This window comes from Kitasatospora sp. NPDC001660, assembly GCF_053596725.1.
This window is the reverse complement of sequence record NZ_JBSFGU010000008.1, coordinates 198,515-216,047: the sequence shown is the minus strand read 5'-3', so window position 1 is coordinate 216,047 and position 17,533 is coordinate 198,515. Positions and strand designations below refer to the sequence as shown.

The following is a 17,533-nucleotide window of genomic DNA, read 5'->3' as shown; positions in this document are numbered from 1 at the left end:
CGACGTGGTCCAGGAACGTGCACCGGGGGCGGTAGTCGGCATGGGCGGGGGCCGGGCGCCGGCGCGAAACCCCGTCTGGGAGCGGGCCCGGGCGCAGCTCGACGGGCTGCCCGGACGGCGCGGGCTGAACATCGCGTACGAGGCCGTCGACCGGCACGTGGCAGCCGGACACGGGAGCAGGGTCGCACTCCGCTGCATCGCCGCGGACCGTACGGTCACCCCGGTCTCGTACACCGAACTCGCCCGGCGCAGCAACCGATTCGCCAACGGGCTGCGGGCCCTCGGCGTCGGGAAGGGGGACCGGGTCGCGTCACTGCTCGGCCGCTGCCCGGAGCTGTACGTGTCCGTCCTGGGGACGCTGAAGAACACCTCGGTGTTCTGCCCGCTGTTCCCCGCCTTCGGCCCGGCGCCGGTGGCGGAGCGGCTGCGGCTCGGGGAGGTGCGGGTCCTGGTCACCACTGCGGAGCTGTACCGCCGCAAGCTGGCGGACGGACGCGACGGGCTGCCCGGACTGGACCACGTCCTGATCGTCGGCCCGGGTGCCGGGGACCTGCCCGGGACCATCGCGTTCGACGCCCTGACGGCCGGCGCGTCCGAGGACTTCGCGATCCCGGAGACCGATCCTGAGGACATGGCGCTGCTGCACTTCACCAGCGGGACGACCGGCACCCCGAAGGGCGCGGTCCACGTGCACGAGGCCGTGGTCGCCCATCACGCGACCGCCGCGCTGGCCCTGGACCTGCGCCCGGACGACGTGTTCTGGTGCACCGCTGACCCGGGCTGGGTGACCGGGACGTCCTACGGGATCATCGCGCCGCTCACCCACGGGGTGACCATGGTCGTCGACGCGGGCGAGTACGAGGCCCGGCGCTGGTACGGCGTCCTGGCCGAGCAGCGGGTGAGCGTCTGGTACACCGCGCCGACCGCGATCCGGATGCTGATGCGGATGAGCCCCCGGGGCAGCCCGCCGGACCTGCCGCGCTCCTTCGACCTGTCGGCGCTGCGGTTCGTCGCCAGCGTGGGTGAGCCGCTCAATCCCGAGGCGGTGCGCTGGGGTCCGGAGATCCTGGGCCGGCCGATCCACGACAACTGGTGGCAGACGGAGACCGGCTGCATCATGATCGCGAACGTCGCCGGCACCGAGATCAAGCCCGGCTCGATGGGACGGCCGCTGCCCGGCGTGACGGCCGGCATCCTCGCCCGCGGGCCGAACGGGCGCGCGGAGGTCACCGACGGCCGCGTCCAGGCGCTGGATGAACCGGGGGCGGAGGGCGAGCTGGCCCTGCGGCCCGGCTGGCCGTCGATGTTCCGCGGTTACCTCGGTGCCGAGGAGCGCTACCGGGCCTGCTTCGCCGACGGTTGGTACCTCACCGGGGACGTGGTCCGGCGCGACGCGGACGGCTACTACTGGTTCGTCGGGCGGGCGGACGACGTGATCAAGTCGGCCGGGCACCTGATCGGCCCGTTCGAGGTCGAGAGCACGCTGATGGAGCATCCCGCGGTGGCCGAGGCAGGGGTGATCGGCCGTCCCGACCCGGTGGTGGGGGAGGTCGTCAAGGCCTTCGTCTCGCTCAAGCCCGGGTTCGAGGCGGGCGACCGACTCGCCCGGGACCTCACCGCGTTCGCCCGGCACCGCCTCGGCCCGGCTATCGCCCCGCGCGAGATCGCCTTCGACCAGCACCTGCCGAAGACCCGCAGTGGCAAGGTCATGCGGAGGCTGCTGCGGGCCCGCGAACTGGGCCTGCCCGAGGGCGACCTGTCGACCCTGGAGGAGGCGTCATGACCCGCCGAGCCGGACCGCGAGCCACCACCGACGCGGCCCACCGCCTCGACCTGCTGCGGGAGATGCTGCGCATCCGCCGCTTCGAGGAGCGGTGCGTCGAGCTCTACAGCGCCGGAGAGATCCGCGGCTTCGTCCATCTGTGTATCGGCGAGGAGGCCGTCTCCGTCGGCGTCCACCAAGCGCTCACGCCCGAGGACTCCGTGGTCACCACGTACCGCGAACACGGCCACGCGCTGGCCAGAGGCATTCCCATGGCGGCGGTGCTGGCCGAGATGCTCGGCCGGGTCACCGGCTGCAGCCGGGGCCGGGGTGGGTCGATGCACCTGTTCGACGTCGGCCGCCGGTTCTACGGCGGCCACGGCATCGTCGCCGGGGGCATCCCGGTGGCGGCCGGCCTGGCGCTGGCCGACCGGATGCGCGGTCGGCCGAACCTGACGTGCTGCTTCTTCGGCGACGGCGCGGTCGCCGAGGGCGAGTTCCACGAGACCGCCAACCTCGCCGCGCTCTGGGACCTGCCGCTGCTGATGGTCTGCGAGAACAACCTGTACGCCATGGGCACCCCGCTGGCCCGTGAGCACGCACAGATTGACCTGGCCGCCCGGGCCGCCTCGTACGGGCTGGTCGCCTGGGCCGTGGACGGCATGGACGTCCTGGCCGTCGAACGGGCCGTCCGGCGCGCGGCACAGGCGGTCCGGGAGGGAGCCGGCGCGTACTTCCTCGAACTGCGCACCTACCGCTTCCGTGCGCACTCCATGTACGACCCGGACCTCTACCGCGAGAGGGCCGAGATCGAGCGGTGGAAAGAGCGAGACCCGATCACCCTCCTCACCGACCGGATGCGCGCCGAGGACGGTTTCGACGACGCCGGGCTCGATCTCGTCGAGAAGGAGGCCGCCGAGGAACTGGAGCGGGCTGTGGAGGAGGCCGGAAAGGGCGGGCTGGAACCTCCGGAGGACCTGCTGCGCTTCGTTCACAGCCCGGCGGGGGAACGGCCGTGACCGGGGCGAAGGCGGCTCGGGAGCCGACCTACCGGGACGCGCTCAGGGAGGCGCTGCGCGAGGCCCTGGCGGCCGACGAGCGGGTGTTCCTGATGGGCGAGGACGTCGGGCGGTACGGCGGTGCCTTCGGCGTCAGCCTTGGACTGCTCGACGAGTTCGGACCCGACCGCGTCCGTGACACACCACTGTCCGAGTCGGCCTTCGTGGGCGCCGGTATCGGTGCGGCCATCGCCGGCCTGCGGCCGATCGTCGAGGTGATGACCGTCAACTTCAGCCTCCTCGCCCTGGATCAGATCCTGAACAACGCCGCGACGCTGCTGCACATGTCCGGCGGGCAGGTCGCCGTGCCGCTCGTGATCCGGATGACGACCGGCGCCGGCCGACAGCTCGCCGCCCAGCACTCGCACAGCCTCGAAGGCTGGTACGCCCACATCCCGGGGATCCGGGTGCTGGCCCCGGCCACCCTGGACGACGCCCGGTACATGATGGCGCCCGCGCTGGCGGATCCCGACCCGGTGGTGATCTTCGAACACGGCTCGCTCTACAACGTCACCGGCACCCCGGACCCGGGTGCCGCCCCGGTGGACCTCGACAGCGCCGCTGTCCGCCGCGCCGGGAGCGACGTCAGCCTGATCACCCACGGCGGCTCGCTCGGCAAGGCCCTGGCGGCCGCCGAGCGGCTCGCCGCGGACGGCATCGAGGCCGAGGTCGTCGACCTGCGGACCCTTCGCCCGCTGGACGACGCGACGATCCTGGCCTCCGTCGCCCACACACACCGGGCGGTGGTGATCGACGAGGGCTGGCGCACGGCGGGGCTGTCGGCCGAGGTCGCGGCGCGGATCGCGGAGCAGGGGTTCTACGACCTGGACGCGCCCGTGGAGCGGGTGTGCGGGGCCGAGGCGCCGGTGCCCTACGCCCGGCAGCTGGAGGAGGCCGCCCTTCCGCAGGTCGTGGGCATCGTGGCGGCGGCCCGGCGGGCGGTCGGTTGAGATGGCCGAGTTCACCATGCCCGCGCTCGGCGCCGACATGACCGAGGGAACGCTCCTGGAGTGGCTGGTCCGTCCGGGGGACCGGGTGGCCCGGGGCGACATCGTGGCCGTCGTGGACACGGCCAAGGCGGCGATCGAGGTCGAGTGCTTCGAGACCGGCACGGTCGAGCGGCTGTTGGCCGAACCCGGGACGACGGTCCCGGTGGGCGCCGCCATGGCCGTCATCGCCACCGAGAAGCCCGCACCCGAGTCGGCGTCGGCATCGGCGCCCGAGCCGACGCGGGCGGACGGGCCGGGAGTCACCCCGCTCGTCCGGCACCTGGCCGAGGAGAGCGGGGTTGACCTCGCCGCCGTGCACGGGACCGGCTCCGGAGGGCGGATCACCCGGGCGGATGTCCTGGCCGCAGTGCCACCCGGCCCGAGGGGGAAGCGGCGGCCCGCGCCACGGAGTCCCGCCGCCAGTGCGCAGGCACCGCCGCCCGGGGCCCGGGTCCGGGCGACTCCGTTGGCCCGCCGCGTCGCGGCGGAAGCCGGGATCGACCTCGCCACGGTGACCGGCACGGGCGCGGACGGAGCGGTGCGGGTGTCGGACGTACGGGCCGCAGCCGGCAGGCCGCCTTCAGCCGCGCCCCCGGAGCCCGTGCCGAAGCGTGCCGCCGAGGGCCGGCAGCAGGCGATGCGCCGGGCCGTCGGAGACCTGATGGCCCGCTCCAAACGGGAGATCCCGCACTACTACCTCTCCACCACCGTCGACCTCTCCACCGTGGTCGGTTGGCTGCCTGAACGCAATCGTCAACTCCCCGTTTCCGAACGGCTGGTGCCCGCCGCCCTGCTACTCAAAGCCGCGGCCCTGGCGGCTCGCGAGGTGCCGCAGCTCAACGGCTTCTGGACCGACGGCGGCTTCGTCCCCGCGCCTGTGGTCCACCTCGGCGTGGCCGTCGCCCTGCGCGGCGGCGGGCTGGTCGCGCCGGCCATCCACGACGCCGCCGACCTGTCCTCGGCCGAGCTGATGGCGCGGTTGCGGGACCTGGTGGCCCGGGCGCGCGCCGGGCGGCTGCGCGGCTCCGAGACCTCCGATCCGACGATCACCGTCACGAGCCTGGGAGACCAGGGGGTGGAGGCCGTCTTCGGTGTCATCTACCCGCCGCAGGTCGCTCTCGTGGGTCTCGGCAAGGTCGTCGAACGCCCCTGGGCCGTCGACGGCATGCTCGGTGTCCGCCCGGCGGTCATCGCCACCCTCTCCGCAGACCACCGCGCCAGCGACGGAGCGACCGGCGCACGCTACCTGGCGGCGCTCGACCGACTGCTGCAGAAACCGGAGGAGCTGTGAACCACGACCAGGCCCTGGCCCTCCTCCAGGAGGTGCTGACCGAGATCGTCCCGGACGCCGACTTCGAACGGATCGGGCCGGACACCAACCTCAGGGAGGCCCTCGAACTCGATTCCCTCGACTTCCTCACCCTCGTCGAGCGGCTCTCCGAACGGGCCGGCTGCCGGATCGACGAGGACGACTACCCGCGCCTGACCACCCTCGCGAACGGCGCGGCCCTCCTGGCCCAGCGCACCTGAGTGATCTCCAGACTCAGCCCGGCATCGCGTCCCCGGCAGCGAGGCAGGGCCGGGTGGCCCCATCCGTTGGAGACGACCGGACCTTGGACCGGAGCAGGCGGGCTGGCACGGTGGTGCTGTGGGAAGGAGCGCGAGGTCCACTGCGGCCGGTGAGGGCCGGACGGTGCACCGCATCGTGGTGGGGGTGGACGGCTCGGCGGTCTCCCGGCTGGCGCTGCGGCGGGCCGTCGACCAGGCCCGGCTCACCGGCGCCGTGGTCGAGGCGGAAGCGGCTTGGACATACCCGACGATCAGCGGCGCCGACCTCCTGGTGTCGGGCCGCCGCGGATACGGCGGCTTCGAATGGGCACTGCCGGGGTCGGCGAGCCGGGCACTGCGTGGAGCACGCCCCTGCCCGGTCGTGGTGGTCCCCGCAGCCGCAGGCGGACCGTTTCGAGGAGAACTCGCATGACTACTGGAACAGAGACCGACACCCAGGCCCTGCGAGCGCTGCTCTCGGCATCCGGCCCGTTCCTGTCGGTCTACTTCGACCTCGATCCGCGCCCGGAGATGGGCCTGGACGCCGAGGAACGCTGGCAGGGGCTCTGCCGCAACCTTGCAGGCCAGGGGGCCCGGGCCGACGAGCTGGACGCCCTGACCAGGCGCTTCCTCTCCTCCCAGCCCGGCTCCGGCGTGCTCGCCGCCTTCGCGGCGGGCGGAGAGGTGCTGCACTCGGCCGTCCTGCCCGGCTTCGAACAAGCGGACCTGGCCCTCAAGGCGTCCCTGCCACACCTGCTGCCGCTGCTCACCTGGCGCCAGGACCACCCCGCCCACGTGGTCGCCGTGGTCGACCGCACCGGAGCGGACCTCAGGCTCTACCCCACCGGCGCCACCGAGGGCACCCGTCGGACCGTCATCGGCCCGGACGACGAGATCGAGCGCAACCGGCCCGGCGGCCGGTCCCAGATGCGCTACCAGCACCGGGCCGAGGACTCCTGGGAACACAACGCTGTCAAGGTCGCCGAAGTACTCGGCACGGCGCTGGCCGAGGTCGACGCCCACGTGCTGATGCTGGCCGGCGACGTCCGCGCCCGGCAGTACCTCACCAAGCACCTGCCCACATGGGTCCGCCACAACGTGTCCATCCGGCCGGTCAGCGGCAGCCGCAGCCCGGACGGAGCCTGGCCGCACCGCATGGCCCAGGTCGAGACCGAGACCAGTCGCGCCGGACGCGAGACGACAACGGCTTTGCTGCGCCGGCTCGACGACGAGCGCTCGCCCGGCGGGCACACCGTCGAGGGCACCTACGCGACCCTGCGCGCGCTCGCCGACGGCGCACTGCGCACCCTGCTGATCACCGACAGCCTCGCCGGGCGCCGCACCGCCTGGTTCGGCCCCGGCCCCACCCACGTTGCCGACCAGCCCGCCTCCCTGCCCCCGCATCTCGCACCGATGGTACGAGCGGACCTCGCGGACACCGCAGTCCGGTCCGCGCTGCTCTCCGGCACCGACGTTCGGGTCCTTCGCCCCGGTACGCCCGGCGCGCCGGCGCAGGGGATCGGCGGCCTGACCCGCTACACCTGACGCCCGCACGACCACGGCCACGAACGGAGGAAGTCCGATGGCAACCGATCCAGTGGCCAGCCAGACACCCGAAGTCGAGCTCGAAGCCCAGGGCGACCTCCCACCGGACATGGCGGAACTCGCCCGAAACAAGGTGCTCACGCTCCTTGACGGGGTCCGCGAGCCCGTCCTGTCCGTCCGCATCCGGCTCACCCGGATGCACAACCCCGCCACCGAGCGGCCGTTCATCGCCCAGGCTGATCTGGACGTCAACGGCCGCGCCGCCCGGGCGCATGTGGCGGCTGAGTCGATGTCCGAGGCGATCGACCTGCTGCGCGACCGACTCGCCCGGCAACTGGCCCGGCTCCGCCGACACTGGGAGGCCCAGCGCGGCGCCCTGCCGAAGGCGGACGAGCACGAGTGGCGGCACGGCAGCGAGCCCACCCACCGGCCCGACTACTTCCCCCGTCCGCCCGAGGAACGCGAGATCATCCGGCGCAAGTCCTTCTCCCTGGCCCGCGAGAGCGTGGACGAGGCCGCCTTCGAGATGGACACCATGGACTACGGCTTCCATCTGTTCACCGAGATCAACACCGGCGAGGACAGCGTCCTCTACCGCACCGCGCCCGCCGGCTACCGTCTCGCCCAGGTCCACCCCCGCCCCGAACAGCTCGGCACCACCGCCGTGCCGCTGACCGTCAGCCCCGCCCCCGCGCCCCGGATGACCTCCGCCACCGCGAAGGGGCGCATGGACGCCCTCGGGCAGCCGTTCGTGTTCTACGCCGACGAATTCACCGGCCGGGGCAACGTCCTCTACCACCGCTACGACGGCCACTACGGCCTGATCACACCCGTCGAATAGCCAAGCCGATACCCCGTTAAGAGGAGCCCATGATGAAACCCGACACACCCGCCAGCGAGCCGGACGTAGCCCTCCACCCGACCGGCCGCGACGTCGAGAGCGCCGTCGAGCGCGTCGAGCTGCTGGAGGCCCAGGTCCAGGCCCTCGGCCAGGCCATCCGCGCCCTCATCCAGGGCCTGGAGGACATCCCCGACCAGGAACCCGACCCCGAACGCCCCGCCCGCGCCGCCCGCCACGCCCACGAACTCCTGCTCGCCCAAGGACTCTAGCCACTGGGGAACCGACATGAGACTGACCTTCCTCGGCCCGCTGTACGCGCGGCAGGGCCCCTACGCCTGCGCCTACGTCGACACCTCGCGCGACCTCGACGACCCCGACCGCGCTATCGAGCTTCGCCGCCGCCACCTGGAGGCCCAACTCGCCGCCCAGGGTGCCGACCTGGCCACCACCGGGGCCATCGCCCAGGTCGTCGGCACCGACCGCGACCTTCCCGGCCGGCACGGCCAGGCGATCTTCGCCGCCCACGGGCGCCTCGCCCTCGCCGAGGAACTGCCCGAACCGCCGCCCAGCGACACCGCCCGGCTCACCATGGTCCCCGACGCGATGCCGCTCGCCCTCCAGCACGCCCCGGACATTCCGTACGTGGCCGCGGCCGTCCACCGGGTCCCCCAGCCGCCGGTCGCCCGCGTGGCGGAGGCCGAGGTCGAAGTCACCGTCCAGGCCGGCCGCTGGCCCGCCACCCGCGTGGCTCCCGGACACCGCAGCCGACGACAGGTCCCGGCGGAGGAGTGGCGGCAGGCCGCCGTCGAGGTGGCCGGCCGAATCGCCGATCTGGCCGACCGTGGCGAGGCCGAGGAGATCGTGCTGTCCGGCGACCACCGGGCCCGCAACAGCATCGCCCGTGAACTGCCCAAGCGTCTTCGCCCGCGGGTCGTCGGCATCGACAGCACCGGCTGGGACGCCGAACCCGAACGCGCCCTGCTGGAGGAGGAACTCCGCTACCTCTTCCGCGGCCGGCTGTCCGCCCGCGACCAGGCCTCCGTCGAACGCTTCCTGACCCGCCGAGCCCGCGGCAGCGGCGCCGCCGAGGGGCTCGCGGAAACGGTCGCCGCCCTGCGCCGGGGCCAGGCCGAAGCCGTCCTGATCAACGACCCGTTCGATCTGCACCAGCGGCTGTGGGTCGGCCTGGCGCCGAAGCAGATAGCCACCAGCCAGGCCGAGTTGAGAGGTCTCGGGATCGAGTCCGGCTGGGAGGAACCGGCCGACGCCGCGTTGATCCGCGCAGTCGTCGGCACCGGCGCGGAACTCGTCGTCGTCCCCCACGACGAACTCCCCCTCCCGGACGGCCTGGGAGCCCTTCTCCGCTACCCCGATGCCACCGGGTGAACTCGCGCCAAGGCTCGGACGAGCACAGACTCCAGGCTGGTCGCCGACGGCCCGCGCCGGTCTGGAGCCTGTCTGGTCGGCCTGTCCGGGCGGCGCGAGGCCGAGGGGGAGCGGCTGCGGACGGTGGTCGGGGGGAACCTGCCGCGGCGGTGGCGGCCGAGGACGATCAGCGAGTAGTCGCCGGAGCGGTCGATCAGCTCCGCGGACGGCCGTCCGAGTGCCAGTTCCGCCATGGAGGTCCAGCTGCGGGAACGGGCTTCCGCCGGGGGCGGTCCGTGCCTGTCGGTGAGGGACGGATGACGGAGGGCGTGCCGTGTCGCGTTCCCCTGCGAGCCGGGGGATCGTGGGTGTCGTAGAGAGTGAGCGCCTGAGGTCGGCCTGCCGTCGGACCGGACTGGCCGGGCGCTGAGCGGTGGTGTCCGGGAGGAGGCGGCCATGTCGGAGCATTTCGAGGTCGAGCCGCTGGGTGACCACGAGTATCTGCTGCGGGCCCGTGCCGGTGAGGAGACGGTCGAGTCGAGGTTCAGGGCGAGCGAGGCCGTCGCCGAACAGCTCCACGCCACGTCGGCCGACGAACAGCGGCTGGTGGAGGAGACGGCGGAGTTCCTGGCCGAGCACCAGCCGGTGATCGACCTGCCGCCGATGGTGGATCTCGACGACGTGGCGGCCTGCTACGACGACTACCTGGAGCAGCTCGGCCAGCGTCTGGCCTCCTCAGGTACGTGACCAGCTTCCGTCTCGGCTGATGCGGTCTCCGACTGCGGCCTTCATCTCATGCTCCTGGATGTTCGGGCCCACCCTCGGGTGGCGTGGCCGACGGAAGACTGACGGTCCGGCCGGTGACGGTGGAGGGTGCGATCCCGATCCACACATGGCGTTCACCCCCGGCCCACGGGTCCGGGTCGCCCTGGCGCGTCAGCTGCTCGATGGCCTCCGGATCGTCGACGCGGACCGCCGTGCCCGAGACCAGGACGCTCCAGCCACCGTGCAGCGCCTCGTCGATGTGGTCCACTTCGAAGGCGACCCGGTTACCGGCAGCGCTCGCGGGGGTGCTCCCGGTGCTGGTCCGGTAGACCACCGTGCCGTCGTGGATACGGTAGTTGACCGGAAGCACGACGGGACCGCTGTCGGTCGACAGAGCCACCCGGCCGATTCCGCCGGGCGCGAGCTTTGCCCAGCACTCCTCCTCCGGAAGTTCCTCCAGGACGGGATGCGCCGTCGAGGAGGCCCGGCCGGGCGGTACGTCCTGTCCGCCGCCCAGCAGTTCCCGGGCGGACGTGCCGAGTGCGGCTGCCAGCCGGGTGAGGGTGACGGTGTCGACGGCTTCGGCCGATGACTCGACGTATTCCACGTATCCCGCGGCCATGCCCGCCCGGTCGGCCAGGTCCTGGCGGCTGAGGCCGAGCAGTTGCCTGTGCCGGGCCACGCGTCGGCCGATGTCTCCGGGGTGGGCCGACCGGGGCTCGGTAGTCCTCTTACCTGCGTACTTCATGTACACGATTCCCTTCACTGCTGTCCGAGGTCGATCAGGGCGTGTCCGGCGGCGTACTCGTCGCCGATCTCGGGCGCGGGCGGGTCGTGCGGGTTGCGGTGGGCCTCGGTGCGGCCCTCCAGCCGCTTGTCCCCGCTGTCGAGCACGGAGTGCACCTCGGTGACATCGCCCTCCTCGAAGAGGTCCACGCGCAGAGTCCACCGCTTGGTGTGTAGTTGCGGACCCCGCGCAGCAGGCCCAGCCGGAACACCACCCCGCGCTCGTACTGCCGCACGATCGCGACTCCGAGATTCGGCATGGCGCTCACCTTCCTCGGTCCGGGACCGTCTCCAGCGTGCGGGAAGGCCGTCGCGGCGGGCTTGGGCCACCCGGCCCTCCTCGGAGTCCGGACGGGCATCTCGGTCGTTACGGCGGCGGAACGGGTCCCGGCAGGCGGGGGTCTTCAGCTCGCAAGCCGGTTGATCCGCACTGCGGGACAGAGGGACTCGGCCACCTCCCGATTGAACGGTTCGGTGCCGGGGGTGAGCATCGATGCGGCGGCTGCGGCCACCCCGAGCGCGCAGGCGTCGACCGGATTGTCGCCTTCGGCCAAACGAGTGACGATTGCGGCGATCATGCCGTCCCCGGCTCCGGCGTCGCTGAGGGGCTCTCCGGGCAGTGGCGGCGCATGCAGTTCCAGGTGCCCCTGACCGGTCGAGCACAGCGCGCCAAGCTCACCGAGGGTGGTGATGGCGACCTCGGTTGCTCCGGCGGCCAGCAACCGCTCGTTGACGGCGCGGGCGTCGTCGAAGCTCTGCACGGCCCGGCCGGCGAGGTAGGCGGCTTCGCTGCGGTTGCATCTGCGCAGGTATACGGCCTCGTGCAGTGACTCGCGCAGGGCCGGTCCTGAGGTGTCCAGTAGCAGTCTGGACCCGCTTCCCCTGATCCGGCGGGCGACGGCCGTGTAGAAGTCGTCGGGCAGGCCGTCGGGCAGACTGCCGCTGGCGACGACGTACCGGTGAGTGCCCGCTGCCCGCTCCAGCAGGTCCAGACAGCGCCGTCCCTCGTCGTCGTCGAGTTGCGGGCCGCGCGGCACGATGTGGTAGCTGCGGCGTGAATCGGTCTCGAACAGTACGAACGCTTCGCGGGTTTCACCTGCGATCCCGAGGGCGAGGTGGTCGATGCCCTCCTCGTCCAGCAGCCGGTTCAGGCGCTGGCCGATCTCCTGGCCGGCGGTGTGGACGGCGGTCGCCCGTCCCCCGAACCGCGCCACGCCGCGGGCGACGTTGATCCCTCCGCCGCCGGCGGCCACGTACCTGACCCGGGCGCGGGTCTTGCCGATGTCCACCAGGTGGTCGACGTCGCAGCAGATGTCGACCGTGGGGTTCATCGTGACGGTGAGGACCGGGGGCGTGGGCTCCGGCGGCGAACCGCTCCCGCGGCTCTCCGCCGCGGGCTGATCCGGTACGTCGGCGACGCTCATCGCAGTGGCCCGGCGGTTGTTGGCACCCCGCCCGCTGCCTGGCGTCCTGGCTGCTCGGCGCCCCCCGCGTGCCGGACCGGCGTGCCGGGGCGGCGTCGTACCGGCAGAGTCATCGAAGCTCACCTCGCGAGGCATCGGATTCTCGGGCTACTTCCATGCTGAGGGGCCTGGACTCGTCCGGCGAGCGGAGCTCTTCGGCAGGCCCCTCGCCGTTGTTGGCGGCGCAACAGGGGCCGGGTGGCAGGGGGCTGGGCATCACCCCACTTCTGTGTGGGCGGGACTGCGCTTCCGGATCGCCCGCTGTTTTTCGGGTTTGGTTCGCTCCTCGTCCGGCGGCGCTGCGCCCGGACGTCGCCGTGCTGGACGTCCGGCAGCCGGACGGTGACGGCGTGAGAGTCTGCCGGGAACTGCGCGACCGCATGCCCGACCTGGCGAGCGTTTTCGCAGGTCAGCCGCCGCCTACGGCACGACGTCGATGTAGCTCATCATGCCGTTGTCCTCGTGCGCCGCGATGTGGCAGTGGAACATCCACCGGCCCGGGTAGTCGTTGAAGGCGATCCGGATCACGACCCGCCCCGGGGTGCCGCCGACCGCGTGCGGCACCGGGACGGTGTCCTGGCGGTGGGTGTACGGCTGGGGGGCGCCGTCGACGGACATCACCTGGTGCGAGTCGGTGTGCAGGTGGAAGGGGTGGTCCTCGCCGGATTGGTTGAGGATCGTCCACTCCTCGACGGTGCCGACGCGGGCCGGGGTGTCGAAGACGGAGCGATCCATCGCGAACTGCTGCCCGTTGACGTAGAAGGTGTTGCCGTCGGCGCTTTCGGACAGGCTGACGACGCGCCGCCGGGCGATCGGCGCGGCGGCGAGGTCGACCGGGGCGGTCGGGACGGCTCCGGTGGGTTGCGGCAGCCGGTGGACCGGGCGGCCGGTGACGGCGACCGTGGCCAGAGGCGTGTCCGGGTAGGAGTCGCCCTGGGGCCCGTTGCTGTAGGCGGCCGTCCGCAGGACGGACCGGCCGGGCGCGCCGTTCGCGGTGACGAGGACGTCGTAGCGCTGGCCCGGGGGCAGCAGCAGCTCGTCGGCGGTGGTGATCCCGGCGACGGGAGTGCCGTCCTCGCCGATGACGGTGAAGTGGTGGCCGTCCAGCTGGAGCCGGTAGAAGATGTCGGCGCCCGCGTTGACCAGCCGCCACAGCTGGGTCTCGTTCGGCCGCATCGACAGCACCGGCCGGAGCCGGCCGTTGACCAGGCGCACGGTCGGGGCGTCGGAGTTGAGGCTGCCCGACGCGGTGTGCTGCAGGATGTGCCCACCCGAGTCGAGTTGGACGTCCTTGAGGACGAAGGTGTGTGCCGTGACGTGCCGGAGGTCCGCCGGCAGCAACGTGTGGTCGTCCCCGACGATCAGGGCACCGGACAGGCCCGCGAAGATCTGGTTCTCCACGTCCCCGGGTGTGAATCCCGTGCCGTGCCCCGCCATGGCGCCGGGTTCGGGGCAGGAGGTCTCCATGGCGTGGCTGTGGTACCAGAACGTGCCCTGGGCGTGGTCGGCGGGGATCTCCAGCCGGTACGTGGTGGACGCGCCCGGCGCCACGCACAGGAACGGGTCGTCGGACTGCCCCTCGGGGGACACGTGCAGGCCGTGGAAGTGCAGGTTGGTCGCGACCGGCAGGTGGTTGACCAGATGGACGGTGACGGTCGATCCGGGCGTCACCCGCACGGTGGGCGCGACGAACAGGCCGGTGTAGGAGGCGCCGTAGACCGAGCGCCCGGAGACGTCGAAACGGGTGCGCGCCGCGTCGAGCGTGAGGGTGAGGTCCTTGCCGTCGACGGCGTCCACGGTGGCCGGGTCCCGGAACGGCATGCCTGCCCGCATGCCCCTCTCCTGCTCGGCGGTCGAGGGCGGGGGTGCGTCCGCCGGCGAGAAGGCCAGCGCGTCGGCGCCGACGGCGGACGAGAGCAGCACCGCCACCGCGGTCACGGCGTGGATGAGGCGCCTGGTGCGCCGTATGTGCCCTTGCCGGGGGTCGGCGCCCGCTCCGATGTCGTGGGACATCAGGTCTCCGTATTCAGATGGGGTGAGGGTTGGGTCGTGCGGGCGCCAGGATCCATCGTCTGACGTGCGCCCGACAATACCTAACGCGATATTTCCCCGCCGTGCACCAGAGCTGCGGCCTTTCGGAGGATGACGGAGCGTTCGCGCGCGTTGCGGCAGAGGCGGGCGGCGAGTTCGAGTTCGGCGCGCGCCTCGGTGGTGCGGCCGAGACGGGTGAGCAGTTCGGCGCGGACGGTCGGGAGCAGATGGGAGCCGGCGAGGCGGCCGGTGGCGGAGAGGCCGTCGACGAGGTCCAGCGCCGGCTGCGGGCCGCTCGCCATCGCGACGGCGACGGCCCGGTTGAGCTCGACGACGGGCGACGGTGCGACCCGGCCGAGCGCCTCGTAGAGGAGCACGATGCGCTCCCAGTCGGTCTCCGCGACGGAGGGGGCGGCGGCGTGGCACGCGGCGATGGCGGCCTGGAGGCCGTACGGGCCGAGGCCGCGACCGGCGGCCGCGGCGCGGTCGAGGGCGGCCCGGCCGCGGAGGATCGCGGAGTGGTCCCACCGGCGCCGGTCCTGGTCCTCCAGGAGCACCGGCTCGCCGTCGGGCCCGGTGCGGGCCGGGAAGCGGGCGGCCGTGAGCTCGAACAGGGCCAGCAGCCCGTGCACTTCGGGCTCCCGGGGCAGCAGCGCGGCCAGCATCCGGGCGAGTCGGACGGCCTCGCGGGCGAGGTCGGTGCGCAGGAGGTCGTCGCCGCTGGTGGCCGTCGAGCCCTCGGTGAAGATCACGTACAGGACGCTCAGCACCGCGCCGAGCCGCTCGCGGCGCTCCTCGGCCGGCGGCAGCTCGAACGGCACGCCGGCGGCGGCGATCGTCTTCTTCGCCCGGGTGATCCGGGCCTGGACCGTCGGCACGGGGACGAGGAACGCGCGGGCGATCTCCTCGCTGGACAGGCCGGCGACCACGCGCAGCGTGAGGGCCACCCGGGCCTCGGGGGAGAGCACGGGGTGGCAGGCGATGAACATGAGCGCGAGCACGTCGTCGTCGACGCGGTCCGGGTCCCACGGCAACTCGTCCGCGCGGTCCGGCGGGTGGGCGGCACCGGTGGCCGTCTCGCCCTCGGCGAGACGGCCCGCGAGCCGGGCGTACCGCTCGTCCCGGGCGGAGCGGCGGCGGAAGCCGTCGATCGCGCGCCGCCGCGCGGTGGCGAGCAGCCAGCCGACGGGGCTGGCCGGCGCACCGTCGCGCGCCCAGGAGACGAGTGCCTCGGCGAGCGCCTCCTGGGCGACGTCCTCGGCGAGTTCGAAGTCCCCGGTGTAGCGGGCGAGCGCGCCGACGATCCGGGCGGACTCGATCCGCCAGACCGCCTCGACGGCCCGCCGAGCAGACTCGGTGCTCGGCGGGCCGTCGGCGGGAGCCGGGTGCGTCACAGCTGGCCGGTCCGCTCGCGCCACGCCCGCTCCTTGACGATCCACTCGTTGTCCTGCGGGAACTCCTCGATCCCCGGGACGCGCCGGATCTCGCACTTCGACCCGGTGATGGCGGGGATCCGCTTCGCCCACTCGACGGCCTCCTCCTTCGAGGCGACGTCGATGAGGTAGAAGCCGCCGAACAGTTCCTTCGTCTCACCGTAGGGGCCGTCGGTGACAACGGGGGTCTCGCCGCTGTAGTCGACCACGACGCCCTGGCCCGGGTCGTCCAGCCCCTCGGCGGCGACGAGCACGCCCGCCTTGATCATCTCCTCGTTGAAGCGGCCGATCGTTTCGAGCATCTCCTCGAACGGGGTCTCCATCATCTTGGCCATGGACTCGTCGGTTCCGCGCATGATCAGCATGTACTTCGCCATCGTCGCTCTCCTTGGTGCGGGGGTCGCTCGTCGACCCTCTTCTACCTCAGGTCGAACGGCGCCGCAGGAGATCGACAGGGAGATGCGACATCGGGGGAAAGATTTTTTGCCCGCTTCCCCTCAGCGGCCCGCCACCGCGCGGGGCCAGGTGTGGTGGTGCTGGTCGATGACGTAGTGGTGGACGTGCTGCCAGCCGCCGTCGGTGACCGGGTGGGCGTCGGTGAGGTGGGGGTGACCGGGGGGAAGGTCGGTGTGGAGGTGGCCGAGGGTGTCCGGGTCGCGGGCGGGCCACAGGGCGGCGGCGCCGATCGCGGCGGCCAGCGCGACGGCGCCGAGGACGATGGCGGTGACCGGCAGTCCCGCGCCCGCCGCGAGCCAGCCGGCGAGCGGGTAGGTCAGCAGCCAGCAGCCGTGCGAGAGCGAGAACTGGGCGGCGAACGCGGCCGGGAGGTCCGCGTCGGCGGCTGAGCGGCGGACGAGTCGCCCGCCCGGCGTGAGGACGGCCGAGCAGCCCGCGCCGATCAGGGCCCAGGCCCCGAGCAGGGCCGCCCACGCCCACTGGGTCGGCCCGGCGGCCGTGATGACGGTGACGGCGGCGAGCACCGCGGGCAGGGCGAAGGCGGCCGGGAGCATCACCCGCCGGTCGCCGGTGCGGGCCAGCAGGCGGGGGAGCAGCAGCGCGGCGAGCATCGAGCCCGCGCCGTACGCGCCGAGGGCGAGCGAGACGGCGCCCGCCGGGCGGTGGAAGTGCTCGCGGACCACGACGACGGTGTTGACGAACACGATCGCTCCCGCCGCCGCGACGGCGAGGTCGAGCGCGAGCAGGGCGCGCAGCCGTGGCGTCGCCCGGAACAGGCGGGAGCCGAACGCGGCCTTCGAGTAGGCGCCTCCGGTGCGCTCGACGGGGGCCGGCTTCGGCAGGGCGGCCGAGACGACGAGGGCGGCGGAGGCGAGGAAGCCCACCGTGGTGCCGGCGAACAGCCAGTTGTACGGGACGAGCGTGAGCAGGAAGGCGGCGAGCGCCGGGCTGAACAGGGACTCCAGGTCGTAGGCGAGCCGGGACATCGACAGCGCCTGCGTGTAGTCGCGCTCGGCGGGCAGGAGGTCCGGGATGGTGGCCTGGAAGGTCGGGGTGAACGCCGCCGAGGCCGCCTGGAGCAGGAAGATCAGTACGTAGACCTCCCACACCTGGGTGACGAACGGCAGGGTGAGCGCGACCCCGGCCCGGGTGAGGTCCATGGCCACCATGAGGGCCCGCCGGGGTATCCGCCCGGCGATCGCGCCGGCCAGCGGGGCGATCGCGACGTAGGCGACCATCTTGATCGCCAGCGCGGTGCCGAGCACCGCCGAGGCGCCGGCGCCGGCGAGGTCGTACGCGAGCAGGGACAGGGCGACGGTGGCCAGGCCGGTGCCGACGAGCGCGACGACCTGGGCCGTGAACAGGTGGCGGTAGGAGCGGTTGCGCAGCACGGAGAGCATGGGGGCGTCCCGGTTCTCGGGGAAGATACGCCCATCATAGATAATGCGTGCGTACCTGTGCACATGTCGGTCGTGCGGGGCCGTGGCAGGG

At 72.9% G+C, this 17,533-nt stretch carries 18 protein-coding genes and 1 pseudogene; 12 read left to right on the top strand and 7 right to left on the bottom strand.

Features of this window, described 5'->3' with window-relative positions; all coding sequences use genetic code 11:
• Positions 1-40 precede the first annotated feature (40 nt).
• The 11 genes from acsA to ACWCXH_RS12170 all read left to right on the top strand — a co-directional run bounded on the left by acsA (position 41) and on the right by ACWCXH_RS12170 (position 9,855).
• Positions 41-1,783: an acetate--CoA ligase gene (acsA, locus tag ACWCXH_RS12220; protein ID WP_449801348.1), complete on the top strand. Its 1,743-nt coding sequence runs from the start codon at positions 41-43 to the stop codon at positions 1,781-1,783.
• On the top strand, positions 1,780-2,781 hold the full coding sequence (pdhA, locus tag ACWCXH_RS12215) for a pyruvate dehydrogenase (acetyl-transferring) E1 component subunit alpha (protein WP_449801319.1): 1,002 nt from the start codon (positions 1,780-1,782) through the stop codon (positions 2,779-2,781). The genes acsA and pdhA overlap by 4 nt, the downstream gene beginning before the upstream one ends.
• The gene (locus tag ACWCXH_RS12210) at positions 2,778-3,770 is read left to right on the top strand and encodes an alpha-ketoacid dehydrogenase subunit beta (RefSeq protein WP_449801318.1); all 993 of its coding nucleotides are present in this window, start codon (positions 2,778-2,780) and stop codon (positions 3,768-3,770) included. The genes pdhA and ACWCXH_RS12210 overlap by 4 nt, the downstream gene beginning before the upstream one ends.
• 1 nt (position 3,771) lies before the next feature.
• Positions 3,772-5,100, top strand: a complete 1,329-nt coding sequence (locus ACWCXH_RS12205) for a dihydrolipoamide acetyltransferase family protein (protein ID WP_449801317.1) — start codon at positions 3,772-3,774, stop codon at positions 5,098-5,100.
• On the top strand, positions 5,097-5,339 hold the full coding sequence (locus ACWCXH_RS12200) for an acyl carrier protein (RefSeq protein ID WP_449801316.1): 243 nt from the start codon (positions 5,097-5,099) through the stop codon (positions 5,337-5,339). The genes ACWCXH_RS12205 and ACWCXH_RS12200 overlap by 4 nt, the downstream gene beginning before the upstream one ends.
• Positions 5,340-5,502: 163 nt before the next feature.
• Positions 5,503-5,790: a universal stress protein gene (locus tag ACWCXH_RS12195; protein WP_449801315.1), complete on the top strand. Its 288-nt coding sequence runs from the start codon at positions 5,503-5,505 to the stop codon at positions 5,788-5,790.
• Positions 5,787-6,902: a baeRF2 domain-containing protein gene (locus ACWCXH_RS12190; protein ID WP_449801314.1), complete on the top strand. Its 1,116-nt coding sequence runs from the start codon at positions 5,787-5,789 to the stop codon at positions 6,900-6,902. The genes ACWCXH_RS12195 and ACWCXH_RS12190 overlap by 4 nt, the downstream gene beginning before the upstream one ends.
• A gap of 37 nt (positions 6,903-6,939) precedes the next feature.
• Complete coding sequence (locus ACWCXH_RS12185) at positions 6,940-7,743, top strand: ribosome hibernation promotion factor (RefSeq protein WP_449801313.1); 804 nt, start codon at positions 6,940-6,942, stop codon at positions 7,741-7,743.
• A 32-nt stretch (positions 7,744-7,775) separates the two neighbouring features.
• On the top strand, positions 7,776-8,012 hold the full coding sequence (locus ACWCXH_RS12180; RefSeq protein ID WP_449801312.1) for a hypothetical protein: 237 nt from the start codon (positions 7,776-7,778) through the stop codon (positions 8,010-8,012).
• A gap of 16 nt (positions 8,013-8,028) precedes the next feature.
• Complete coding sequence (locus ACWCXH_RS12175; RefSeq protein ID WP_449801311.1) at positions 8,029-9,129, top strand: baeRF2 domain-containing protein; 1,101 nt, start codon at positions 8,029-8,031, stop codon at positions 9,127-9,129.
• Positions 9,130-9,564: 435 nt separating this feature from the next.
• Entirely contained in the window at positions 9,565-9,855 is a 291-nt protein-coding gene (locus tag ACWCXH_RS12170) for a hypothetical protein (protein ID WP_449801310.1), read from the top strand.
• A 46-nt stretch (positions 9,856-9,901) separates the two neighbouring features.
• Here ACWCXH_RS12170 and ACWCXH_RS12165 read toward each other — a convergent pair whose 3' ends face one another.
• From ACWCXH_RS12165 to ACWCXH_RS12155, 3 genes are all read right to left on the bottom strand, one after another.
• On the bottom strand, positions 9,902-10,621 hold the full coding sequence (locus ACWCXH_RS12165; RefSeq protein ID WP_449801309.1) for a helix-turn-helix domain-containing protein: 720 nt from the start codon (positions 10,619-10,621) through the stop codon (positions 9,902-9,904).
• A 14-nt stretch (positions 10,622-10,635) separates the two neighbouring features.
• The gene (locus ACWCXH_RS12160; RefSeq protein WP_449801308.1) at positions 10,636-10,989 is read right to left on the bottom strand and encodes a dsRBD fold-containing protein; all 354 of its coding nucleotides are present in this window, start codon (positions 10,987-10,989) and stop codon (positions 10,636-10,638) included.
• A 74-nt stretch (positions 10,990-11,063) separates the two neighbouring features.
• Positions 11,064-12,083, bottom strand: a complete 1,020-nt coding sequence (locus ACWCXH_RS12155) for a 1-phosphofructokinase family hexose kinase (protein WP_449801307.1) — start codon at positions 12,081-12,083, stop codon at positions 11,064-11,066.
• Between the two features lie 326 nt (positions 12,084-12,409).
• Between ACWCXH_RS12155 and ACWCXH_RS12150 the strand changes: the two are divergent.
• Positions 12,410-12,517: pseudogene (locus ACWCXH_RS12150) on the top strand (DNA-binding response regulator); the annotation flags it as partial.
• 25 nt (positions 12,518-12,542) lie between these two features.
• On the opposite strand, the gene ACWCXH_RS12145 reads toward ACWCXH_RS12150, so the two are convergent.
• The 4 genes from ACWCXH_RS12145 to ACWCXH_RS12130 all read right to left on the bottom strand — a co-directional run bounded on the left by ACWCXH_RS12145 (position 12,543) and on the right by ACWCXH_RS12130 (position 17,442).
• Entirely contained in the window at positions 12,543-14,135 is a 1,593-nt protein-coding gene (locus tag ACWCXH_RS12145; RefSeq protein WP_449801306.1) for a multicopper oxidase family protein, read from the bottom strand.
• 80 nt (positions 14,136-14,215) lie between these two features.
• Positions 14,216-15,571 (bottom strand): RNA polymerase sigma factor, encoded by a 1,356-nt coding sequence (locus ACWCXH_RS12140; RefSeq protein WP_449801305.1) that lies wholly within the window; start codon positions 15,569-15,571, stop codon positions 14,216-14,218.
• A complete protein-coding gene (locus ACWCXH_RS12135) occupies positions 15,544-15,963 on the bottom strand; it encodes a YciI family protein (RefSeq protein WP_449801304.1) in 420 nt (139 codons plus the stop codon). The genes ACWCXH_RS12140 and ACWCXH_RS12135 overlap by 28 nt, the downstream gene beginning before the upstream one ends.
• Positions 15,964-16,083: 120 nt before the next feature.
• Positions 16,084-17,442 carry an MFS transporter gene (locus ACWCXH_RS12130; RefSeq protein WP_449801303.1) on the bottom strand — a complete coding sequence of 453 codons (1,359 nt, stop codon included), beginning with the start codon at positions 17,440-17,442 and terminating at the stop codon, positions 16,084-16,086.
• Positions 17,443-17,533 lie beyond the last annotated feature (91 nt).